This is a genomic window from Natrinema soli, from assembly GCF_028618695.1.
In genome coordinates this window covers 58,763-81,773 of sequence record NZ_JAQIVI010000098.1, presented here as the reverse complement: position 1 = coordinate 81,773, position 23,011 = coordinate 58,763, and the positions used below count along the sequence as shown (strand labels likewise).

The 23,011-nt window shown below is 57.1% G+C and carries 25 protein-coding genes, 1 pseudogene and 1 CRISPR repeat array (1 of these 27 only partly in view); of the genes and pseudogenes, 19 read left to right on the top strand and 7 right to left on the bottom strand.

Features of this window, described 5'->3' with window-relative positions; all coding sequences use genetic code 11:
- The first annotated feature begins 31 nt into the window (after nt 1-31).
- Both PGX04_RS07040 and PGX04_RS07035 read left to right on the top strand, forming a co-directional pair.
- On the top strand, nt 32-1,381 hold the full coding sequence (locus tag PGX04_RS07040) for a hypothetical protein (protein WP_273737859.1): 1,350 nt from the start codon (nt 32-34) through the stop codon (nt 1,379-1,381).
- Nucleotides 1,382-1,689: 308 nt separating this feature from the next.
- Nucleotides 1,690-1,881: a DUF7386 family protein gene (locus PGX04_RS07035; protein WP_273737858.1), complete on the top strand. Its 192-nt coding sequence runs from the start codon at nt 1,690-1,692 to the stop codon at nt 1,879-1,881.
- A 493-nt stretch (nt 1,882-2,374) separates the two neighbouring features.
- On the opposite strand, the gene PGX04_RS07030 is transcribed toward PGX04_RS07035, so the two are convergent.
- A complete protein-coding gene (locus tag PGX04_RS07030; RefSeq protein ID WP_138245004.1) occupies nt 2,375-2,722 on the bottom strand; it encodes an avidin-fold protein in 348 nt (115 codons plus the stop codon).
- 216 nt (nt 2,723-2,938) lie between these two features.
- Between PGX04_RS07030 and PGX04_RS07025 the strand changes: the two genes are divergently transcribed.
- Nucleotides 2,939-3,430: a GNAT family N-acetyltransferase gene (locus tag PGX04_RS07025; protein WP_273737857.1), complete on the top strand. Its 492-nt coding sequence runs from the start codon at nt 2,939-2,941 to the stop codon at nt 3,428-3,430.
- A 337-nt stretch (nt 3,431-3,767) separates the two neighbouring features.
- Nucleotides 3,768-4,409, top strand: coding sequence for a hypothetical protein (locus PGX04_RS07020; protein ID WP_273737856.1), 642 nt, complete (start codon nt 3,768-3,770; stop codon nt 4,407-4,409).
- A 313-nt stretch (nt 4,410-4,722) separates the two neighbouring features.
- Here the strand turns inward: PGX04_RS07020 and PGX04_RS07015 are convergent, their stop codons facing one another.
- The 4 genes and pseudogenes from PGX04_RS07015 to PGX04_RS07005 all read right to left on the bottom strand — a co-directional run bounded on the left by PGX04_RS07015 (nt 4,723) and on the right by PGX04_RS07005 (nt 6,169).
- On the bottom strand, nt 4,723-5,178 hold the full coding sequence (locus tag PGX04_RS07015; RefSeq protein ID WP_273737855.1) for a response regulator: 456 nt from the start codon (nt 5,176-5,178) through the stop codon (nt 4,723-4,725).
- Between the two features lie 158 nt (nt 5,179-5,336).
- Nucleotides 5,337-5,651 (bottom strand): annotated as a pseudogene (locus PGX04_RS35010) (PD-(D/E)XK family putative nuclease); the annotation flags it as partial.
- A 42-nt stretch (nt 5,652-5,693) separates the two neighbouring features.
- Entirely contained in the window at nt 5,694-5,933 is a 240-nt protein-coding gene (locus tag PGX04_RS07010) for a hypothetical protein (protein ID WP_273737854.1), read from the bottom strand.
- A gap of 5 nt (nt 5,934-5,938) precedes the next feature.
- Nucleotides 5,939-6,169 (bottom strand): DUF7389 domain-containing protein, encoded by a 231-nt coding sequence (locus PGX04_RS07005; protein WP_273737853.1) that lies wholly within the window; start codon nt 6,167-6,169, stop codon nt 5,939-5,941.
- Nucleotides 6,170-6,641: 472 nt separating this feature from the next.
- Here PGX04_RS07005 and PGX04_RS07000 point away from each other — a divergent pair, with 472 nt between their 5' ends.
- The gene (locus PGX04_RS07000) at nt 6,642-8,312 is read left to right on the top strand and encodes an amidase (protein ID WP_273737852.1); all 1,671 of its coding nucleotides are present in this window, start codon (nt 6,642-6,644) and stop codon (nt 8,310-8,312) included.
- Here the strand turns inward: PGX04_RS07000 and PGX04_RS34510 are convergent.
- Nucleotides 8,266-8,427: a DUF7563 family protein gene (locus tag PGX04_RS34510; protein ID WP_425498437.1), complete on the bottom strand. Its 162-nt coding sequence runs from the start codon at nt 8,425-8,427 to the stop codon at nt 8,266-8,268. The two genes, PGX04_RS07000 and PGX04_RS34510, sit on opposite strands and share 47 nt — an antisense overlap.
- A gap of 6 nt (nt 8,428-8,433) precedes the next feature.
- A complete protein-coding gene (locus tag PGX04_RS06995) occupies nt 8,434-8,814 on the bottom strand; it encodes a hypothetical protein (RefSeq protein ID WP_273737851.1) in 381 nt (126 codons plus the stop codon).
- A 151-nt stretch (nt 8,815-8,965) separates the two neighbouring features.
- Between PGX04_RS06995 and PGX04_RS06990 the strand changes: the two genes are divergently transcribed.
- From PGX04_RS06990 to cas2, 14 genes are all read left to right on the top strand, one after another.
- The gene (locus PGX04_RS06990; RefSeq protein WP_273737850.1) at nt 8,966-9,370 is read left to right on the top strand and encodes a hypothetical protein; all 405 of its coding nucleotides are present in this window, start codon (nt 8,966-8,968) and stop codon (nt 9,368-9,370) included.
- Between the two features lie 87 nt (nt 9,371-9,457).
- Entirely contained in the window at nt 9,458-9,967 is a 510-nt protein-coding gene (locus PGX04_RS06985; RefSeq protein ID WP_273737849.1) for a SprT-like domain-containing protein, read from the top strand.
- Between the two features lie 76 nt (nt 9,968-10,043).
- Complete coding sequence (locus tag PGX04_RS06980) at nt 10,044-10,334, top strand: hypothetical protein (RefSeq protein WP_273737848.1); 291 nt, start codon at nt 10,044-10,046, stop codon at nt 10,332-10,334.
- The gene (locus tag PGX04_RS06975; RefSeq protein ID WP_273737847.1) at nt 10,334-10,927 is read left to right on the top strand and encodes a hypothetical protein; all 594 of its coding nucleotides are present in this window, start codon (nt 10,334-10,336) and stop codon (nt 10,925-10,927) included. Before PGX04_RS06980 ends, PGX04_RS06975 begins: the two co-directional genes overlap by 1 nt.
- A gap of 275 nt (nt 10,928-11,202) precedes the next feature.
- The gene (locus PGX04_RS06970) at nt 11,203-11,631 is read left to right on the top strand and encodes a hypothetical protein (protein WP_273737846.1); all 429 of its coding nucleotides are present in this window, start codon (nt 11,203-11,205) and stop codon (nt 11,629-11,631) included.
- A complete protein-coding gene (locus PGX04_RS06965; RefSeq protein ID WP_273737845.1) occupies nt 11,631-11,807 on the top strand; it encodes a hypothetical protein in 177 nt (58 codons plus the stop codon). The genes PGX04_RS06970 and PGX04_RS06965 overlap by 1 nt, the downstream gene beginning before the upstream one ends.
- A 429-nt stretch (nt 11,808-12,236) precedes the next feature.
- Nucleotides 12,237-13,043: a CRISPR-associated endoribonuclease Cas6 gene (gene cas6, locus PGX04_RS06960; protein WP_273737844.1), complete on the top strand. Its 807-nt coding sequence runs from the start codon at nt 12,237-12,239 to the stop codon at nt 13,041-13,043.
- The gene (cas8b, locus tag PGX04_RS06955; protein WP_273737843.1) at nt 13,036-15,153 is read left to right on the top strand and encodes a type I-B CRISPR-associated protein Cas8b/Csh1; all 2,118 of its coding nucleotides are present in this window, start codon (nt 13,036-13,038) and stop codon (nt 15,151-15,153) included. Before cas6 ends, cas8b begins: the two co-directional genes overlap by 8 nt.
- Nucleotides 15,146-16,201: a type I-B CRISPR-associated protein Cas7/Csh2 gene (gene cas7b, locus PGX04_RS06950; protein ID WP_273737842.1), complete on the top strand. Its 1,056-nt coding sequence runs from the start codon at nt 15,146-15,148 to the stop codon at nt 16,199-16,201. The genes cas8b and cas7b overlap by 8 nt, the downstream gene beginning before the upstream one ends.
- 3 nt (nt 16,202-16,204) lie before the next feature.
- On the top strand, nt 16,205-16,993 hold the full coding sequence (cas5b, locus tag PGX04_RS06945) for a type I-B CRISPR-associated protein Cas5b (protein ID WP_377042282.1): 789 nt from the start codon (nt 16,205-16,207) through the stop codon (nt 16,991-16,993).
- A complete protein-coding gene (locus tag PGX04_RS06940; protein ID WP_273737841.1) occupies nt 16,993-19,572 on the top strand; it encodes a CRISPR-associated endonuclease Cas3'' in 2,580 nt (859 codons plus the stop codon). The genes cas5b and PGX04_RS06940 overlap by 1 nt, the downstream gene beginning before the upstream one ends.
- Complete coding sequence (gene cas4 / locus PGX04_RS06935; protein WP_273737840.1) at nt 19,569-20,129, top strand: CRISPR-associated protein Cas4; 561 nt, start codon at nt 19,569-19,571, stop codon at nt 20,127-20,129. Before PGX04_RS06940 ends, cas4 begins: the two co-directional genes overlap by 4 nt.
- Nucleotides 20,130-20,131: 2 nt before the next feature.
- Nucleotides 20,132-21,124: a type I-B CRISPR-associated endonuclease Cas1b gene (gene cas1b, locus PGX04_RS06930; RefSeq protein WP_273737839.1), complete on the top strand. Its 993-nt coding sequence runs from the start codon at nt 20,132-20,134 to the stop codon at nt 21,122-21,124.
- A 2-nt stretch (nt 21,125-21,126) separates the two neighbouring features.
- Nucleotides 21,127-21,390 carry a CRISPR-associated endonuclease Cas2 gene (gene cas2 / locus PGX04_RS06925; RefSeq protein WP_273737870.1) on the top strand — a complete coding sequence of 88 codons (264 nt, stop codon included), beginning with the start codon at nt 21,127-21,129 and terminating at the stop codon, nt 21,388-21,390.
- Nucleotides 21,391-21,502: 112 nt separating this feature from the next.
- Nucleotides 21,503-23,011: a CRISPR direct-repeat array (repeat unit 30 nt; unit sequence GTTACAGACGGACCCTTGTGGGGTCGAAGC); it runs 754 nt beyond the window's last position.

The window sequence follows — 23,011 nt, the reverse complement described above, 5'->3', positions numbered from 1 at the left end:
CTCAGAATTGCAAACATGGAGAGAGTAAGACATGTTGGATGTTGATCTTCCGGATTGGTGGGTCCGTCACGTCGCTTTAGAGCGTTTTGACTGTCGCTCCTTTTTCACCCCGGAGAACTGGATAGAATATGATTTGGAACTGAATGATAACGATTTAAAGATTATTAACGATGCTGGGGTATTGATTACTGGTCCATACAGTGTGTATGACGAGGTTGACCCTATCTCTGTAACACAGCGGATGATGAGAGGTGGCAGCTACTTTGAGCCGCTTATGGAGAATATGTTGAGTGAGGGCCGTCTGAGTAGTAATTCTTTTCCCCTGCCAGGAAGCCCTATTGAGATCGCAGACCCAATTACTTCTCTCTCACCGATGGTTTTCGTGAGGCATGAAGATGATATCTACCAGTGGGAGGTAGCTGAGTTTCGAAAAGGCATCTTAGCAGGGCAGAAGGGCAGGTTTCCGCACCGGGAAAGAAGCTTTCAGATTTCAGATGGATTTCCCCAACTCTTCTACAGGGCTCAAAGGAAGCACCAGGAAATACACCACGTCCGTAACCAGGTTGATTCGGGAGATATCTCTAAGGAGAATGGCCGTGAACGTATGCAAGACCTGTACGGTCAACTCCAGAGTATCTATCAGGAGTACTATGATGACATCTACGAATATTCTCAGGAGCGGCTTTCAAAGTACGAAAATAAGCCGAAACCGCGTGAGCCGCCTACTCTGACGGGTATTGATCGAGCTGTAAGAGTGGATGAAGAGGGGAATGTGCATGGGAAAACCAGTGTTGAAGCTCTTACGTACCGGACGGCTATTCAGAAGGCGTTGAAATCTCGACGTATTCATCAGAATTTAAAAGAGGACCGTCAGGTAGGGCATATTGAGCGTGAATTGGAGCATTCTGCTACGGCGATAATTCTCTCAGTTCAATCTTTGGAAGCATACATCAACGGTATTGCTCAGGAGGAGTTGCCTGAGTATTGGGAGAATCTTGAGAAAACGAATATTCGTGCGAAGTGGCAGACGGTTCCACATCTTGTAACGAATGAGAAAGTATTTGAGTCAGGTGATGTAACATTCGGAAAATTTACCCGGGCGGTTACCTGTCGAAATCGAATTGTCCATTTCAAGAAGGAGACAGAGGAGTTTGTTGAGAGGGATGACTATGGCTACGTGAGTCCGGTCATCGAGTATGCGAACCACAGAGAGGCATACAAAGCTGTCTCTGGTGTGAAAGAGATGATTGAACAGTTTTCAGAAGCAAGAGATGAAGCAACTCCTGATTGGGTTACCTCCAACCTCTGGATACACGGTAAGGACTCAGGCAAGATCGATGGGCCCCTTGACTTTGAATACTGGGTCTCAGAGAATGAATAGAAAAATTTTATTATATCCCGTTTAGTGAAAGGCTGATTTAGCAGCTTTGATGAGAAACAAACACACGCATTGTGCTGGCTACACCCTCTGAATTCAGCACGCTGTTATTGGCAGCTATCGGAGAGGTGGATAGCCACTTCGGTAACGTCTTCGCCTGTACTTACCGATCCCTCTCAAATTTGTTAGCCACTGACAATTTCAACAGAGCCGGATTCCTGAATGTCGGCGGATCCCGTTGAGATACATATCGAGAGTCGGCGAGTCACCGTTCGTGTTCGCCGAGAGCTCGAGGACGCCCCGGTGCGATCGTGGCGGACGGGCCCAACGACGACGCGCCGACGTCCGATGTGATCGACGCGGCGCTAACGCATCTGATCGAATCGAAGCAGAACATCCAGGACGCTCGTGATGAACACCCGCCACACGTGATCCAGGAAATCGCAACCACGAGCGTTGTCGGGCTTCGGTACCAGACCCGAGTCGAAAGTCGGTGGCGCTAGCGCTACGGGTGGGGTGTCTCAGTTAGGAACTGGGGCCTGGCCGAACTAACCCCATGACACTGAGCTAGATACAGTCCAGGTCCCTACAGGGTCATACCCCGTGCGTTTGTAAAAGCCTTCTGAAGGGGTGTGCCCGAGGGCTGTAATCCCTTGGAAGCTCTTCTTTCGTGAGAAAACGTCTGTACCGATCGGTGCCTGCTGGAAAGCCTACAACTCGAGCTCGGTAGGCTCGAAGACAGTCGTCCAGGGGAGCTGTGCTGCTCACTTGGCCGGGTGGGACGATCCACATGGAGTCCACCGGTCCTCGAAGAGTTCGTCGACGCGATCGGCGGGGACGCGGACCATCCGAACAATTCCAGCGGCCTCGGTGTAGACGGCTAGGATGTACCACAGGGTGTCATAGAAAAGTTCCCATTCCCTCTCTGTGACTACCCGACAAACGGTAAGTACAGGTCAAGTAGTGACCAGTCACGATGTGATTTGTGACGACTATCTACTCGTCAATTTCTTCATGAATTGACTCGCCAGTACCGGGTTTTGATTCCCACTCCCACTCATCTTCAACTCTCACACGCCCATCGTCAAGGAGTTCGACATCACCAACAGAGTGGCCAGTCGCGGTTTCGTTATCTGTATTTATTTGGGTGTATCTGATGTCCCACTGCTCCCCATCAAACGTACCAACCAAGTGACCATCTGCAATATCGCCACCAGAGTAGTTTGCATAGATTCGTTCACCGGTCTGCTCAAAATGGAAAACGGTATCTGCGCCCACTTCTCCATCCTCGTCATTCGCAACGCCAGCAAGTGTTAGACCATCAAATGAGATTTTGTCTCCCATACATCAGATGTCCCAATTGGGTCAATAACACTTCTGGTGTTCAGTTCGCACACGTAGTTGCCGTTCACTACAGGTCAAGTAGGTAACAGTGAGATAATCGACTCTCCAATAACTTTCAGAAACAGCCTGCTGAATATAGAGATTGAGCGTCGGATGCGGCTACCATCTTGGAAACACAATAAAGATTTACCATATTTCTTCCACAATGGTTGAGCAATGCCGGGACCCGTATTTCTCGAAGGAGAACGAGTAACGCTTCGTACAGTTCAGTCAGAGGATCACGAGTTCCTCGTTCGCAATCTCAATGATCCAAAAATCCGACACGGCGGATACGAAACCGTTCGGGCACCAGTCTCCAAGGACGACATCGTGACTAAAGTCGAGTCCGACGATTCCCATACTTTCCTCGTGTGTCTGGAAGGAACGCCCATCGGGAGTGCGTCTATCAAGGGCATTGATCAAGAGGGCCGCAAAGCCGAGTTGAGCTACTGGATTGTCCCTGACGAACAGGCGAAGGGATACGCGACCGAAGCGGCGGATATCTGTTTGACTCACGCCTTCAACGAACTTGGCCTACACAAGGTCTGGGCCCGCACAGTTGGAGACAACGAAAGTTCAAAAAGAGTACTAGAAAAACTCGATTTCAACCAGGAAGGAATTCTCCGGGAACACTGGTATGGATTCGGTCGATATGTAGATGAGTACTGATTTGGTCTCTTGAGATCTGAGCGATAGTCGCTATGTATTCACTATGGCCACAGGGCATGGTCTAGTTCAGCACCTCCTTGGCTGGTGTCCGGCCATTGAGCGCTTGATTTGGTCGATCGTGGTTATAGTGGCATCCAGAGAAAGAAGGGAAACTTTTAATATATTTATATTGAATAAATAATAAAAATGTCTACTCCATCAAGCAATCGGTCTGGTTTCTACCGTGGGCTCGTTTGGAGAGACACATACAGTCAAATGATCCCGTCAAATAGAAACCATATCTTAATTTATTACAGATAAACTTTTATTGTTTATTAGGAGTGAAAACCAAATTGTAATGTCAGAAAATAATCTGGCAACATTCGATCAGACGACACGTCGAACAGCGCTCAAACGAGTTGGTACCATCAGCGCCTCCATTATCGGCATTGGGAGTGTTGCCGGTACCGCTACTGCCACCACCAGTATCGACGTCACAAACGGTGACAGCAGCAAAAGTGGGAGCGGAAATACGCGTGTTGGCTCGTATGCACGCCCAAACGACAACGAAATGGGTGCACTTGCAAACTCATCTGGTTTCGGGAACGGTTCGGCCACTGCTCGACTCTATGGGCAATTTGATCCTAGTAGCGACGGTTCCTATGACGTGACAGCAGAGTATTACCGAGCTGGCCGCACCTATACTGGTGGATCAGGAAGTGCCTCAGCAAATATTTCTTTGTTTGTCCGTGGTGCTGACCAAGGAATCAAACGCAATCAAGTTGAGTCGCCTGGTGGAAAGACTGTCGGAACTACGACTCAAACAGGAGGATTTGAGTTGTCCGGATCAACCACGTATGATGTGGGCTTAGAGATAAAGGTCTCGTGTGACGAACCGTTCGGGCCAGGCTCGATTGCGGACTTTTTCAATAATCTTCCAACTCAGAGCCCAGATAACCGGTGTGTTAAAGTCAACCGTATTAATGTTAGTCCCCTTTAAATTAATAGGCTGATTTCCACCTGAACCCTTAATGGCACTGATGGGATGAAACCCTGCTAAGTCCCCAGCGCATGGAGTAAGAATACTCCGTTGAACGGACCTTCCCTCTGCGGATTTTATCGCTTATTTTAGGGGATTTGGATGCCGTCTGGCGATATGGACTGGCTCAGGAACCCCGGACAGACGTTTCGATATTTCGGATACAAAGCGTGAATGTAGCACGAAATTCAGGACGATTTGCGAAGGTGGTGATCGTTCAGTATAGGTCAACTACTCAGCACAGGTCTAACCTGACACTCACAGAAGGTGAGAACTAGTGTGGGGTTGGAGGGAACTGTACCTGTTCAAACCAGAACCGTTCGAGTGAATCCACCAGCGAGGTATACTCATCAGGAGCTGTTGGTTTTGTCAGGTAGGCATTGGCCCGGGCACCGTAGCACCGCTCAATATCTTCGTCGGTTTCAGAACTCGTGAGCATAATCACAGGAAGCGGTTTGAGTTGTGGGTCATCTCGGATCGCCTCAAGAACCCAACATCCATCTCGACCGGGAAGATTCAAATCCAAGAGAACGAGATCGGGCAAGGACGTCTCTGGGGACTGCTGTAAGAACTCTACGGCATTGTCTCCACTGGCGATTGTCTGCAGTGTTACCTTCTGATCTATTGTCTTGAAGGCCTCCTGTGTCAGACGAACGTCGCCGGGATTATCTTCGATAAGGAGGATGTCGATTACACCATTCGAGGACTTGTGGGAAGGAATCTCGTGCATGGTTGATGGACGAGAAGGGATCCTTGATGCGTCCGTGACCGTTACACGACCACTCCGCCGATAGACTCTTCCTCACAGCAAGGGGACGCACAGTGCAAAATCTCTCGTTATCAACAAGGAGGGTTGGAGACAGATAAAGAAGACCTTCACCCAGATCATCAAACAAGAAGATGTTGATCAGTAAGCAAGTGTAGTGAACGGATAGTTCGCCCCAGGTTGGATGAAAAGAACGTCATGCGGATCGTTCTCTGACACCTTCTGTACCACCCAGCGGCCTCGAGGAGTACATCGTGCGAGCTCTCGCGGATCCACCAACGACCGGGCCGGTCAGAGGTGCCGTCAGAGATCTGCCGCCGGCAGACCTTACATTCGCCTGGTGTCTCGCCGACGACGTCGTGCCAGTGGACGTCGTCAGAGACGCGGCGCATCGGCCACCGCTCGCAAGCGGCACATTCGACTGTACGTCTCGAGTCAGCGTTATCGCTCTGAGTACTTGCCCTAAAAGAGGACCTCCGCTAGAGCACCATTTGGCGGAACTGCTGTTCGGTGCAGCCGGGATCGTTGACGCGGATCGGGGTGCGGTTGGGTTCGGACGCCGGCGTACGGTTCTCGTCGATCTTTCGCCGCCCGTTGAGTTTTTGCATGACCTTCTCGTGTTGCCGGTCCTCCGGCCGTTCAGGTGCCGCCACGGCGCGGGCTTCGGCAACGACAGGTCGCTGATCACTCTCAGCGGCACTCTCAAAAGCGAGCGACATGGACTCTATTCGCTGTCGCCCTGGTTGCTCGCTCGGCGTTCGGCCATCGTCTCCTCGATCATCTCAAGGAACTGCTCGCGGTCCTCTTTGATCTCATCGAGGGTAGGTCGCCCGAGAGTGGCCTTAACGCGGTCCTCGTTGCGGGTATCGTCGCCTCGCTTGCTTTGCACCTGAAGCGTGCAGAATCCGTCTTCGTTCTCGATCAGCTCGGTCTGAAGGTCGTCGTTCCGTGTCATGGGGTTAGTCCAGGGAACTGTTCCCTGTACCTGTACTATGTACAGGAATGGTAATAAAGATATCGATCTTTCTCGAGTGGTGTTAGCCATTGACCGTCAGCGCCCCATCTTGCGAAAACGACTCGTCGCCCGGCGGTGAAATCGTAGGCGAGCGTTCGAGCGGTCGCAGACGCCGGCCACGCAGACGTCGATCAGACACTGTTCGAGCAACTGCTCGCGGGCGCGATCTCCCGAGCCTTCCGTGCTGGATGAGATCGAGGGAGATTCCCGATACGTTCTGGAGTACTACCGCGTTGCTGATGGGTTTGCCTGTGATCCAGTATCTATTGATGGTGGAATGGCGATCCAGAAACTCGAGTAATTTTTTCTATAGCTAGTTATTGATATTTATATTATCTGAATTTTATTATATTTATAATTTATCGATAGATTTAATTATATTTATTGGAAGCACCAGAATATATGTTCGAGGATGGTAGACAATACCAAGCAATCATCAAGTCAGTGGTCACGTACCCGTCGTAGCTATCTCAAAAGTGTCACCGGTGGCAGTGTTACAATGCTCGGGTTTGGGAGTGCTAGTGCACATGCCTCGGAAGGGCAGACAGATTCCGCGGAAAAAGACAGTGAGATCATTTTCACCCCGACGACAGTTCTTGCGGAGCGAATCCATACAGGTGAACTCTCACCGGTCAGGGTCGTCGACGCGTTCCTTGCACGGATCGAGGAGCGAAACGACGAATTGAACGCGTTCATTACGTTGTTTCCAGAACAAGCTCGAGCAGATGCACGAGAGGCAGAACGTGCGATCGAACGTGGAGACGACCTTGGACCGTTACACGGCATCCCGTTCGCCATCAAGGACCGGCAGAAGCTCGAGGGGGTCCGCTTTACCGATGGATTCCTCGCTTTCAAGGACCAGATTGCAGAGGAAACTGATTCCGAGGTACAAGCATTCCTCGATGCGGGAGCGATTCCAGTCGGGAAGACGAACACACCTGAAGGGGGGTACATGGGTAAGACGGATAATCTGCTTATCGGTCCGACACCGACACCGTTTGATCTCGATTTGAATGCAGGCGGCTCTTCTGGCGGGAGTGCCGCCGCGGTCGCAGACGGTATGCTGCCGTTCGCAACGGGGACTGACGGGGCTGGGTCGATTCGTATCCCCGCATCGTTTACTGGTACTTACGGACTATTCCCTCGAATCGAGGATCCTGGGGAATTCGGAACCGGCGATACGTACTTCCAGCCGAGTGTTTCGACTCGGACTGTTGCAGACACTGCTTTTACCCTGTCGGTGATGTATGGCGATGATGAAGAGGCAACGGATTACCAGGCTGCGCTCACAGACGATGTCGAAGGGCTTTCGATCGGCTACGATCCTGGGCTAAGCACCTATCCTGTCGATCAGCGCGTTCGAGATGTCGTTGATGGTTCAGTCGACACGATCACTGCGGAGGGAGCAACTGTCGAAGTGACCGAGGTCGACCTCGGACAAAGCTATGAGGAGTTCATCGAAGCCGTCTGGATTGTGTGGACCACCTCGTATGCGGAGTTAGCGAAGACCTTTGCTGAGGAGGACGGCGTCGATGCACTCGGTACGGATCGAGAACTCTTCCCGGAGACATTAGTAGATATTATCGAAACTGGATATGAGTATCTTGATGAGAACGGAGACATTCGTGATGAACCGCTGGCGAAAACAATCGAGGCGCGTTCTCAAGCGTACGCTGGTCTCCAGGCGGCACTAAGGGGGTACGATCTTATCGCTACCCCGACGTTGTCAGTTCCCCCGTTCCCAAACGATATTCTCGGTCCAACTGAAGTCGAGGGCGTCGACATTCATCCAATCGTCGGCTGGTTGATCACGACTGTGTGTAATATGACCGGCCATCCGGCGGCATCCATTCCAGCGGGGCTGACCGACAAAGGGGCGCCGGTTGGTCTCCAACTCATCGGCCCGTCTTATGATGATCGAACAATCGTTGCCGCAAGTGCCGCCTATGAACGAGTGAACCCGTGGCACGACGACTATCCCTGGCAACAGAGAAGCAATAGCGGCACTGCTAGATTGAGGTTGAACGCCGACTGGCCTAGAGCTGAAGGGTGTCGGTCTCGAGGCCAGCGCCGGCGCCGTTGAATATCTCGGTCTGGTCTCGACAGGAGCGGCAGCCGTGCAGCGTGCCGTCGTTATCGGCGAAAACGCGCCGGTACTGCTCGGTGACGTGCGTACCGCAGTTATCGCATTTTGGCATGGTCGGTCACTCCTCGTCCGCCACGTGCGTGACGTGATCGCCCAATTGCGGGTCAATCGCACTTTCGTCAACTTCCGCTGGGATTGAGAGTTGGCCCGTTGCGTACCGAGCTCGCTTCACGTGCTTGCATTCCTCGTTTAGACCAAGGTTGTACTTCTGATCTGGGCAGATGTCGCCGTTCTTCTGTTGACAAGTGCCCTCGACTAGGTCGACTGTGTACTCTCTCTGCGTGACGACGAGATACATACCGTCGGCGCCGCGAACTTGGCCGATGTCCTCGAGGACGGACATATACTCGGTCAGCGCCCGGATGTCCCGCTCGTTAAGGTCGGAAATCGTCGGTTCAGTGCTTGCAGAGTCGTTCCGCGTCGCAATGTCCAGTGTCATGGGTTAGTTCGGGGCGTTCCCCGCACCTGTACACAGTACAGGAAGAATAATAAATCCATCGGAGTTCCCCTGAGGAGTTTCTGACCGATACCTTTATGGTTCTACCTGTACATAGTACAGGTACAGGGGAAGCAGTTCCCTGGACTACCCCATGACACTCGCGAAAAGCGCTTCGACGCAAACCAAACCGGAGAATGGAACCGAAGTCGATGATGACCTAGGTGCCGCACTTGCGTGGCTCGAAGACTGCACATACGTCGTCTGCCTGCGATACTGCTACCTTGGCGAGGACTCGGAAGGCAAACACCACCACCTGAACGAAGACGAAAACACCGTCTACGTCACCGACAGGCCACATGAGACGTTCGTCCCGGCCGGTAAGAGCCTCAACCGCTACCGACTCGTCGGTAAACTCGAACACGTTGAGAATCTCGACGCCCACGACGAGAAGGACCTTGAGACGTGGGTCAAGTTCATTCGATCGACTCGTGGTTGGGAAAATGAAGCGTTGACATACGTTTCGTTCAACAGCGAACTGGTGGACTGTCTCGACTAGCGATCCCCACTTTTATTGATCGGTACCTTTATGGTGGTTCCTGTACATAGTACAGGTACAGGGGAAGCAGTTCCCTGGACTACCCCCATGACACTTGCAAAACACAACGCGGAAACAGAAGCTAAGACCGAGGCCGAGCTGTGCGACCGAGCGGCGTCGCACGCTGCCGACGTCGCCGGCGAACATTTCCCTGAGCTGCCGGTCGAGTCGATCAACTGGGAAACGTCAACCCGGATGCAGCGCTCGGCGGGAAAGGCCGTCTACAACCGAGCAAGCGGTCAGATCACGATTCGACTCTCGTGGGACGCCTACGAAGAGTACGGCTGGGAGAAGTTCTACCGGACCGTTCGTCACGAGTTGATACACGCCTGGCAGTACCACGAATACGACGAAGCAGACCACGGGCCGACGTTCACCCGCTGGGCCGATCCACTCAACACTGATCGGCACTGCGAGCGCTTCGCTGAACCGAAGTATTGGCTCGTCTGTGAGAACTGCGAGAAGCGCGATCCCCGGTACCAGCGCTCGAAGATCGTCAAGAACCCCAGCGACTACCGTTGTCAATGTGGTGGCGACATCCGGGTTGAGGACGCCTAGCGCCCGCCGGGATCGGTAGCTTTATTACATATCCTGTACTATGTACAGGTACTGGGGCACTGCCCCGAACTAACCCATGACACAGCAGATTTCGACACGAGGCGCTGACGGACCGGCCGAAGAGGCCCGCGCCGTCGCGGGCTACGAGCGAAACGCGCCCGATCACGACTTCGCCTTCGAGCGCGGTCAGCAGCTCTCCCAGCTGCTCGAGACCGCCGGCGACGTCGATGAACTCGAGCGCAAGCGCGACCGCTGTCACTACATCCTCTCGCTGCGACACGGGCCTAGTCCACGCAAGCAGCGCAACCAGGTCGAGTACCGCGGCGACGGGCAGCCTGTTGGATCACCGCCGCCGGAGGTGCTCTGATGATGCAGAGTGCCACCCACGACGATCGCGACGACGTCCTCGAGGGCGAAGAGGCGACGGCGCTCCCGCGGACGTTCGTCGTCGAAGCCTCCGGAACCGCGACGATCGTTCGCGATCGTGACGGGATCACCGAGCGGACCGAAGGTGAAATATCGGTCACGCACCACATCGAGACTCTCGAGGAGTTCGGCGAGTTCTGGGATCTCCGAAACAAGCACTACCCGAAGCGGGAGACGGTCGACAAGCTCCTCGGCGAGCTCGAGGACGGCAGCGTTCACTACGACGAAGACCCCGACGAGTGGGACGTCCTCATTGACGGCCACGTACAGGCGTACTACGGGATCGGCGAGGCGATCGTCGAGTTCGACGGCGACCTCGATAGTTTTGACGCACCAAACCAGCGCTTCTGGGTGCGCGTCGCGAACAACATCGGCCACGACGTCGACGACCTCGTCAAGGACTTCGCGAAAGATCTGAAGGACAGTGAGCTGTGGGGCCCTGGCGCGCGACTCGCCGAGCTCACGGTCAAGCATGGGAACCGCGACGACCTGGAGGCCCACACCGAGGCCCTCCTCGAGGAGATCGAAGGCTGATGGCCGGCTACTACGTGCTGCTGATCAACAAGGCCGCCGGCGTGATCGGTCGGCGAGATGGTGGCTCCGTATGGTCATAACGACGCTAGACTGACGTCTGATTGCTGTCGGGATGGCGTCATTCCGATGCCCGGCCGACGTCACCGGTGCCGTGGCGGGCGGCGTCCTCGCGACGCCGTCGCCGTTCGACTCGGCGCACCGGCTTCTGGTTAGCGGCCTCTACGCCTCAAGGCCGACAAAAAGACTACCCCATGACACAAGCACAACGCGACCCCATGACTGATGACGAAACTGTCGACATTCGAGAAGTACAGACTGTCAAGCTACGACACTCGAAGGGATCGATCGTCGTCCGGATCACGGACGCGATCAGAGCGGCCGGCGTCGAAGACGGATCGTTCCGCTTCGACCCCCACGCGGCTGAGGAAATCGGCATGGTCCCGGCGATCGCGATGGAAGAGCGGGTCGACGGCCGGACGGATCCGCTCACTTGCTCGATCCACCACGAAGGCGCTGGCGGCACGATGAGTATCAGCCTGCCCCGCGACGTCCTCGAAGAGCTCGGGATCGACCCCGACGGAATCGACTGGGACAATCCGCCCGAGCTGAACGTGTGGGCCGGGGACCAGCTGCTCGCCTTCGAGCTCCCCGACGAAAGAACCGTCCAGGTCTCCCGTGGCGGAGACTCGAAGGATGATGCGTAATGTCCGGGGACGACGGGACTGAACGCTGTCCGAAGTGTGGTGAGACGGACGGAGAACTAGTTGATATCGAGTCGTTGGACGACTTCGACCACGACGAGGTTTGCTCGAAGAACCCGCTCCGGAAGGATCTTCTCCGTCGTCCACTGCTCGATGCGATCCACGACGGGCGGCGGTAGCGTAGTTACACCGTCGCTGTCGAGCAGAGACTGACCCAGCTCTGTGAACCGAGAATCGGCGTCGTAGACTGACCGGTGCCTCGTGGCCACGAGAATATCCCGATCAGACCATTCTCCCCAATAAATGAGATCGCCACGGGTCACGGCATCGAACGCAGTCGACGACACGGTTGGTAGGAACGTTCCAACAGCCGGTTTCTCTGCATCTCGTTCAAGGAGACCGGTCGAGTATTCCTCACTCTGGGGATCGTGTGCGGGTGCATACGGCTCGTGCGGCTGCAGGGAGGCACCACCGAATTCAATAAATCCATCGCACCAGAGACAGACACTGAACAAAATTCACTTCAATCTGGCATAATCACATTTATAGTGATACGATCGGTTAGAGTATCGCAATGACAGAATGACACGAAATAGGGAGATACACGAATGCGAGTAATAGCACACCTGCGAGCACGTTTGGACACGGCCTACGACAACACATACCATCACAAGCTTCGGGGTCGGATCTGGAACGCGCTTGAGGGGACCAAATACGACGAAATACACGACGAGGATCGTCCGAAGGGATTCACGTACAGCAATCCGTTCCCTCCGGGAGATATGCGGGAGGGCGACGAGCGAACGTTACTCGTGGCGTCGCCGCACGAGGAACTGCTCGCCAACGTCGCCGCCGATCTCAAAGACGACCGGGAGTTGAATATCGGCGAGATGCCCTTCCACGTCAATTCGGTCAATGGGCTGGCGACCGACGTGGGCGAACCGGGCACGTCGGGCACAATCGAGACGGGGACGGGCGTGCTGATTCGGATTCCGCCGTGGCGCTTCGAGGAGTACGGCATCGACACCGACCACGACGAGGCAGAGTTCTGGCGACCTGAACACACAATGGAGCCGTTCCGCAACCAGGTTGAAAACAATCTCGACAAGAAACATGATCTGTTTTGTCCCGACTACCTGCCCGGGCCGTCCGAGGCCGACGGCGATCTGTTCGATGGCGCGGACCTGATCAAGACGTTCTCAATCCCGGTGACCGTGACACAGGGCCAACGCGAGACGTGGGTGTTGAGCAAATGGCGGTTCGACTACACCGTCCGCGACGACCACCACCGGCGCCACCTCAACCTCGCGCTTGATACGGGTATCGGCGAGCGCAACTCGCTCGGGTTCGGGTTCGTCAACATCACCGAGAAGGAAGACCAACGATCCGGACGGAAGGAGCGAGTCGATGCTTGAGCCCAAGGAGTTCCGCAAGGAGTACGATGGAGAACTGGAAGACGAGCTTCCGGAGCGACCGATCTCGTCGTTGCGGGACATCCAGCACCTCTACGGACGACTCTACACGCTGGCGACAGCCGGCGGCGGCGACTACGCGGCGTATCTGACACCAGATCAGGCCAATGACCTGATCGGCGCAGAGGAGAGTCTGATCGTAGTTCGGGTCGATTTCTCCGGAGAGTACCCAACGCTGGATCGGGACGAGCCGGTCAGAATCACTCAGTACACCGACGACTTCGTCCAGAAAGTCGCTCACTGCAAGTATAACGCTGCACGCGGGATCGACCACAGCGTCACGCACCGCTCGGGGCGCAACAGCGACCGAGAGAAGCTGGCCCGCTACGCCTGTGAGCGACTGACAAAGTGGGCGACCGACGATGTCGTTCAGGGTGTCGCCGACGACCATCCCGACGGTGACCTCATCCACGGACTCGCGACCGTCGGCGAGGACGAAGACGCACTCGACAGGATTCGAGAGGCCGTCCAGACCGAACTCGGTGACTCGACAACGGCGCTCCTGACGGTCCAGATACGACACGAGACTGGCGGTGAGTTCGAGTGGCCCGGACAGATTCCCGTCTTCAACGAGGCGATGCGGGCGCGCAAACTCTCGAAGCTCGTCTCGAAGGGTCAGGCGACGAACTCCGCCGGCGAGGCGACGGACCTCATCAGCGGCGAGCGGACCCGGACCGTCGGCACTGCGGAGGACCCCCTCAACTACTTCCTCGGCAAGCAGATGGAGAAGTTCCCGGGGCTGGATCCGGACGAAGCGTGGCGGAGTCATCCGATCTCCGAGGACGGCGCTGTCACGCTGATGAACGCCGAGGAGTTCGTCAACGCTTGTTCCTACCGGACGTTCAACGCTGACGTGTACTATCTCCCGTACTTCCTCGGACGGCCGACACCTGAGGAGACGTACAACCTGTACGCGGCGCTTCACAGGGTCATACAGGCCGATGACATGGGTCCGGTCCAGATGCTCTACGACGAATTCGGTGACCACGAAGCGGCGCCAGAGGGCCGACTCCGGTTCTACGTCGCGGCGGTGATGAAACACCAGATGTCCCGCTTCGACGTGTACGGCGAGACGCTGAACGGCCGGATTCACTACCCGACCGAGGTCGGACAAAGACACGAGCAGATCACGGGAAGCTGGGTGTTCGACGGCGACGACGACAGGAACGCAGATCGGACACCACCGATGCCCTCCCACGAGCAGTGGGCGCTCACCACTTACGAGGACCTTCGGGAGATGGTCGCGTCGGGTGCCTATCTCTACAGGACCTTTCCGTTTACCGACGAGGACACCGATGCGACAGTCGACGACGAGCGGATCGACGTCTACGTCTCGATTCTCGCCGGCGATCCCGTCCCGCGAACCCAGCTCGTCAGCGCCTACGTCGAGCGACTGCTCGACCGGGACGGCGACGGGGTCCCGGAACTCCTGATCGCCTCCCAGTTCGCACAGCTATGTGCGCTCGAAAACGCTGACCTCGTGACGACCGAGGCCCGCGATACCGAATCGACGCTGATCGACGGCCCCGATTACGACACCATGGAACCAGAACATGCGCGGACCGACGGCGGCACGGCCGCCCTCGATCGCACCGAGAAGCTCGAATCGTTCATCGAACAGACGGACGGTCTGGACGACCCCGAACGGAAGGGTGCGTTCCTGCTCGGCACACTCGTCGGGCAGGTCGGCACCTACCAGCAGGGCTACCACGACCGGTCGACGACCGTCATCGACCAGTACCCGATCAAGTCGATGACCAAGACCAAGATCAAGCGTATCACCCAGGAGGTAATCGACAAAGACATCGTCTACTCCAGGGAGATGGCCAAGAAAGGGTCGAACATCAATTCGACGATGTACAAGGAAGTCACGAACGCCATCGTCGAAACCATGGCCGGAAACGATCCGTCGGGCTGGGAGATCAGCACCGATGATCTGCGCTTCTACTACGCCCTGGGCCTGACCTACGGCATGAACGACCAATCGACGAACGAGGACGACGCATCAACCGACGACGAAACCACCGACAAATCCCCTGATACCAATGAGTGAGCACTACCCCACCGTCTCGAACAGATCCGAGATCATCTTCGCGTACGACGCAGTCGACGCGAACCCCAACGGCAACCCTCTCAGCGGCGCGAACCGACCGCGGATTGACCCCCATACGGATCAGGCGATCGTCACCGACGTTCGCCTCAAGCGCTACCTGCGGGATCAACTACAGGACGACGGCCACGGCGTCTACATTCGCAACGTCAAGGAAGACGACGGCGATCAGGCGACCCGCGAGGATCTCCTCGAAGACCGGCTCAAGGACATTGACCTCGACGATGTCGACGAGGACAACATCGAGAACGCTGTCTTCAGTCAGTTCCTCGAAAACAGCGCCGACATTCGTTACTTCGGCGCGACGATGAGCGTCGACATGGACGACGAGAAAGTCGACCACCTCCCGGATCACTTCACTGGCCCCGTCCAGTTCTCACCCGGCAAGTCGCTCCACCGAGTCATGGAGAACGAGGAGTACAACAGCCTCACCAGCGTCATCGCGACCGGCGACGACAAGGCACAGGGCGGGTTCGACCTCGACGATCACCGGATCCAGTATGCATTCATCGGATTCCACGGGCTCGTCGACGAACACGGGGCCGAAGACACGCTCTTGTCGGATCGAGACGTGCGGCGGCTGGACACGCTATGCTGGCGTGCGCTGAAGAATCAGACGATCAGCCGGAGCAAGGTCGGACAGGAGCCTCGGCTCTACCTCAGAGTCGAGTACGCCGACGAGAGCTTCCATCTCGGCGGGCTCGATCAGGACATCGAGCTCGACAGTGAGGAATCCGACCCCGTCGAGAAACTCCGGAACGTCCGCGACATCTGTGTCGACGTGTCGGCACTGCTTGAGCGACTCGACGGTGCGTCCGATCGGATCGACACCGTTCACGTCGTCGCCAGCGATGTCCTCGAAGTCTCCGCCAACGGTGAGACAGGCGGCCACGAGTTCCTCTACGACGCCCTCGAATCGGTGGTCGGTAGTGAGACCGTCCGAGTGATCGACGTGTACGAGGACGCGAAAGCAACCGCGCCGGAGGAGTGACCTGTGACCGAGCACGCACCGGCTGTGTCGGGACTTCCCGATGGCGCTGAGATGTGCCTGTCGTTCACGGTCAGCGGACCCTGGGGGCACTTCCGGCGTATCGAGGGTAACATCGTGAAACAGACGTACCGGGTCATCCCGCGGACAACTGTCGCCGGCCTGATCGCCGCGATGCTGGGCATCGAACGCGATGGGTACTACGATCTTTTCGCCCCGGGCGAGTCGCTGGTCGCAATCGAACCGACGAGCGAACTGCGAACGATGAAGCTACCGATGAACACGCTCTCGACCGCCGACGAACACCTATCGTCGCTGAACCCTCGCGGGAAACTTTCCATCAAGCTCCCCGATCCGTCCAAGCCCCGACAACAGCACAACTACGAGGTCCTCGTCGATCCTGCCTATCGAATCGACGTGTGGCTCGACGACGACGAGCGGTACAACCAACTCTGCTCGCTGCTCGAATCTGGGGAATCGTACTACGTTCCGAGCCTCGGTCTCTCTGAGTACTTGGCGACAGTCGATTACCACGGTGAGTTCCCGATCGAACAGGGGCCTAGCGGTGACACAGTGACGATCGACTCGACCGTCCCCGAGGCCGTCGACTCGATCGTTCCCGATCCGGAAACACGCTACCAGATCGAGCAGACGCCCGCATTCATGGAACGTGACGACGGTGGCCGGACGACCAGCGCGTTCATCTCCTACGCCTACAACCCGGACGGTGGCTCGCTCACATTCACCGACCTGTCGACGTACTCAGTCGATGATCGAACCGTGGTGTTCACCTGATGGTGGATGCGCCGATCTCTCATCCCGCCGAGGCCGGCAACGAGGCGACATTGCTCCTCGATCACTTGAACGAGGTAGCCGGGCGGGCCGAGTCCGTTGTCTCTGCGGACGCAACGACGATCGGCGGCGACCCGCTCACCGAGATGACGGCGACCGTGGCACGATGTCACGACTTCGGGAAGGCGACGACGTGGTTCCAGGAGTACGTGGTCGACAAGCGAGACACCAGCAAGCGGACGAACCACTCCCTGTTCGGGGCCTATCTCGGGTACTACGTCCTCGACCGGCTGAGCTACGACAGCGAGGACTGTCTCGCGGCCTTCGTTGCGCTCGCGAAACACCATGGTCGCCTCCCTGATGTCGAGAATTACGTCGAAAACGTGGCTCATTTCGACAACACGAGCGAGGCGAGCAACGAGCGCCAGCAAGTCGTGATCGAACAGGTCGGAAACGTCGACGACCATCGCCGGACGTTTGCGCGATTGTTCGTCGCTGACGTCACCGGTGGTAACGGGTCCTGGGACGAGTTCGCCGAGGAGATCGACGACGAGGACGACTCCCTGTTCGACACCGTCCACGAACACGTCTCTATGTTCGGCTTCGGCGCCGACCGCTCGGCACCCTCCGACGAGTTCTACGAACTGCTCCTCCAGCTCTGGAGCGGGCTGATCCTCGCCGACAAAACGGTGGCTGCCGGTATCGAAGACGACGATCTCGACGCGTCCGAACCGGACGCGCGTACGCTCTCGGAGTACATCGCTGACCTGGGAGGAGATGCCGACGAGGACAGTCAGGCCGACGCTCTCGATACGCTCCGTGACGAGGCGAGAGACGACGTACTCGACGGTGTCGAGCAGTTCCGCGACTCGGATACGTCAGTCGCGACGCTGACACTACCAACCGGGATGGGCAAGACGCTGACTGGTCTCAGTGCTGCCCTCGCACTCCGAAACGAGGGTGAACGGGTAGTCTACGCACTGCCCTTCACCTCCGTCATCGATCAGGTCGCCGACGAACTCACGGACGTGTTCGACACCGACGCTCGGGACGACCTATTGACGATCCACCACCACTTGGCCGAGACGGTGACGAAACTCGGTGATCCAGCTGACGATCCCGACAAGCATGCTCGACTCGCCGAGATGGTCGCCGAGAGCTGGCGTTCCGGGATGACGCTCACGACGTTCGTCCAACTCTTCGAGAGCCTCGTCGGCCCGAGTAACACCCAGTCGATGAAACTGCCGGCGCTGTACGACTCCGTGATCGTACTGGACGAGCCCCAGGCACTGCCGATGAAGTGGTGGAAGCTCGTTCGCCGGATCACGACTATCCTCACGGAGGAGTACGACGCGACGATCGTCGCCATGACCGCGACCCAGCCGGTGACAAACGACGGAGAGACCACGTCTCAAGCTCTGTTCGACGAAGCGTTCGAACTGGTCGACGACGTGGATCGATACTTCGATCACTTCGAACGGGTCGAGTACGACATTCACGGCTCTGTGCTCGCGTTCGACGACACCGACGCGAGCGTAGACTACGAGACCGCTGGTCGGACAATCCTCGACGAGACCATCGGGACCGAGTCGGCGCTCGCGATCTGTAACACCATCGACAGCGCCACCGAGCTCACGGATGTGATCGGGGAACGCGAAGCGGTCGTCGACGTTGGTCGGTGTCTCGAGTTAGAACTCGACGAGGACGGGTCTGACGTGGACGCTCTCGTCGAACGGGTTGAGACGACCCTGGGTTCGAACGAACGGGCACTCGTCCACCTCTCGACTCGCCTTCGTCCGCGGGACCGGCTCGTGCTCATCGAAGCCACGAAGCGACTCACCGAGCGCGACGTTCCGCTTGTAGCGGTGTCGACGCAACTCATCGAGGCTGGGGTGGACATCAGCTTCGATCGAGTGTACCGTGACATCGCACCGATCGATAGCGTCGTTCAGGCGGCGGGTCGGTGTAACCGATCGTTCGAGCGCGACTGCGGGACCGTGACGCTCTGGTGGCTCACTCCACCAGCGGGCACGACTAAGACCCCAGCGCAAGCCGTCTACGACTCCGAGGGTGTGAGTACGATCTCACTGACTTCTAGGACACTCGACGCGATCGGTGCGAACGACGGAACCGTCGCCGAACGGACAATGACTCGCGAGGCCGTTCAGCACTACTACGGACTCGTCGCTGGCCGGAATCCGGGATCTCCACAGTATGTCGAGTGGGTTGACGAGGCAAACGGAGCGGAGCTCGGTGCACTCTCGCTGATCGGCCAGCGCGAGAGCGTGGACGTAGTCGTCTGTCGGACTGACGCCGATCGAGATCTGATCGATGCGATGGAGATCGCTCTCGACGAATTCGACTACGACGCGTTCGGCGACCGCCGCGACGAAGCCAAGGAGATTACCGTCTCACTCCCGATCTACAGCCAGGACTCGACCGAGGCCGAGACGGTCAAGGACCTCAAAGAATTCGGTGACACTGGTCTCCGCGTTCTCAGGCGTTCCCGGAACAAGAATTACTTCGACGAGACGAAAGGCCTTGCAGTCGAGGGGCCTTCCGTCGACGATCGGTTCCTATGACCGACTCATCGGCCGATCCAGTGGACCGGTTTCTCGGCGCCGCCAGGGATGAAACTGCCGAACTCCCCTTCCGGCTGACCGGCGTCATGTTCCAGTACTACATCGTCTGTGAGCGTGAACTGTGGTTCCTCAGCCGCAATGTAGAGATCGATCGCGACACGCCAGCTATCGTCCGCGGGAGCGACGTTGACGACTCGGCTTATTCGGACAAGCGCCGAGACGTTCGCGTCGACGGGATCATCGCAATCGACGTACTGGACAGCGGCGAGATCCTAGAGGTCAAACCCTCGTCGTCGATGACCAAACCAGCGCGGTTGCAGTTGCTGTTCTACCTCTGGTATCTTGATCGGGTTACCGGCGTCGAGAAGGCTGGCGTCCTGGCACATCCGACAGAGAAACGACGCGAGACGATCGAACTGACCCCGGAAACCAGCGCCGAAGTCGAATCGGCTATCCGCGGGATCCGCGAGGTCGTCACCGCAGAATCGCCGCCACCGGCCGAGGAGAAGCCGGTCTGTGACTCGTGTGCCTATCACGACTTCTGCTGGAGCTGTTGACCATGAACGACAACTACCACGTGTTTTCCGACGGACGGATCGAACGCCAGGACGACACGGTGCGTGTCGTCACCGACGACGGCGAGAAGAAGTACCTCCCGGTCGAGAACGCCGAGGCGATCTTCCTCCACGGCCAGATCGAGTACAACACTCGTTTCGTCTCCTTCCTCAATCAGGAAGGCGTCGCAGTCCACGTCTTCGGCTGGCACGACCACTACGCCGGCTCAATCATGCCAAAGCGGGGTCAGACCTCCGGCCAGACGATCGTCGATCAGGTCCGGGCCTACGACGACCCGGACCACCGCCTCGAGCTGGCGAAGGCATTCGTCGACGGTAGCATCCACAACATGCGCTCGAACATTACCTACTACAATGGGCGTGGACACGACTTCGAGCATGTGCTGGAGGAACTGGACGATGCACGGGCGTCGCTCGACGGAATGGGGACGATCGACGAGACGATGGGCGTTGAAGCGCGCGCCCGGAAGGCATACTATTCGACCTTCGACGAGATCCTTCCCGAGGGGTTTGTCTTCGGCGGCAGGCAGTACAACCCACCGAACAACGAGGTCAACAGCCTGATCTCCTTCGGCAACTCGCTGGTCTACGCGAACGTCGTCTCGGCGATCCGTTCGACTGCGCTGGATCCGACGGTCAGTTACCTCCACGAACCTGGTGAACGACGGTACTCGCTGGCGCTGGACATCGCCGACCTGTTCAAGCCGCTGCTCGCGGATCGAATCATCTTCAGACTCGTCAACCGCGGCCAGCTAACCACTGACGACTTTGAAGACGATATGAACTCCTGTCTCCTGAACGAAGGCGGTCGAAAGACCTACTCGAAAGCATACGAGGAGACTCTCGACGAGACGATCGACCACCCGGACTTGGGAAAGAGGGTGAGCTATCAGTATCTCCTCCGTGTCGAAGCGTACAAACTGAAAAAATATCTCCTGACCGGCGAGGAGTACGTTCCGTTCCGACGGTGGTGGTGAGTGTGGTCTACGTCGTCGTGGTCTACGATATGGAAGCCGACCGGACCCACAAGATGCTGAAGTTCCTCCGCCGATATCTCACACACGTGCAACACTCCGTGCTCGAAGGGGACGTGACTGAAGGCGACCTCGAAAAGATACGATCCGGCGTCGACGAAATGCTCAAACCCGGAGAATCGACGATTATCTACTGCGTCTCCTCTGAGAAGATGGTCGAGAGAACCGTCTTCGGTGACGATCCTGCCGCCGACGACCAGTTCCTCTGACCGTCTCCGGTCGTTCCATCGACCCCCAGGAGTTCAGAGGTTATCGCGGATCGACGGAAACGATAAAGTGTGAACGGCCAATAGAGCTGTTTACGTGGTCTAACCGGCCATGGTTACAGACGGACCCTTGTGGGGTCGAAGCGGGAGCCAGTCACTCGTGCCGTCTTGGACGAGTTGCCGTTACAGACGGACCCTTGTGGGGTCGAAGCTGGAACTGGATCTCCGGGGGCGCTAAATCACTCTGGTTACAGACGGACCCTTGTGGGGTCGAAGCTTAGCCACAAAGTCAGCAGTAAACTGCTTTGTGTCGGTTACAGACGGACCCTTGTGGGGTCGAAGCCGGCCTCCATACGTAGTCCCGCCAGCGCTCGTACCCCGTTACAGACGGACCCTTGTGGGGTCGAAGCACAACTTGGACGAGAAAGTCGACGAGTTGGAGGAACGTTACAGACGGACCCTTGTGGGGTCGAAGCAGGCTCCGGTTCGGCCGTCTCCGGTTCCTGAACCAGGTTACAGACGGACCCTTGTGGGGTCGAAGCTCGAGGCGGTGGATTTGCCCGAGATTGAATGGGGCGTTACAGACGGACCCTTGTGGGGTCGAAGCGATCCCACACGCGCGACAGTGGTGCTCGTCGTCGGTTACAGACGGACCCTTGTGGGGTCGAAGCTTGAGCCCGCGAGTCATCGAGTGCTGCGTGTCGCGTTACAGACGGACCCTTGTGGGGTCGAAGCGATCCACTGATGGCGTAGGTGTTTGAATCGTCTGGGTTACAGACGGACCCTTGTGGGGTCGAAGCCCGCTCATCGAGTGTCACTTGTGGGACGTTGGTACGGGTTACAGACGGACCCTTGTGGGGTCGAAGCGAATGCGAAACGTGGAAGTGGTCGATGCGGATTCGAGTTACAGACGGACCCTTGTGGGGTCGAAGCAACATCATCGACTCGGACGACTTCACGGCTGGGCAGGGTTACAGACGGACCCTTGTGGGGTCGAAGCGACGCGGTGATTTCGTGCCGGATCCCCTCGGTATCGAGTTACAGACGGACCCTTGTGGGGTCGAAGCAGTCACCGTGTCTACGTCACGGATGGATGCGTGTTACAGACGGACCCTTGTGGGGTCGAAGCTCGAACAAGCGACGGCGTCTAGTCGTTGAACTCGTGTTACAGACGGACCCTTGTGGGGTCGAAGCCTGATGGGTACCGGCGTACCGAAGGTCGTTCATTCCGGTTACAGACGGACCCTTGTGGGGTCGAAGCATGGCCGCGCGGTCGATGAGGTCCTGCATTAGAGGGGTTACAGACGGACCCTTGTGGGGTCGAAGCTCGGATCGTAAGACCGTGGCTATCCGTACTGTACTCGTTACAGACGGACCCTTGTGGGGTCGAAGCGTGAGCGCGTCGACCGTCGGGTGATCCTCCTGGAGTTACAGACGGACCCTTGTGGGGTCGAAGCGTCACGACCGACGATACGGTCGTCACGGCCCCCAGCGTTACAGACGGACCCTTGTGGGGTCGAAGCCACGACACAGAGTGCCACAATTGTAACTGCGGGAGTTGGTTACAGACGGACCCTTGTGGGGTCGAAGCAGTCATCGGACATCGCTCCGACCAAAGAGGTCT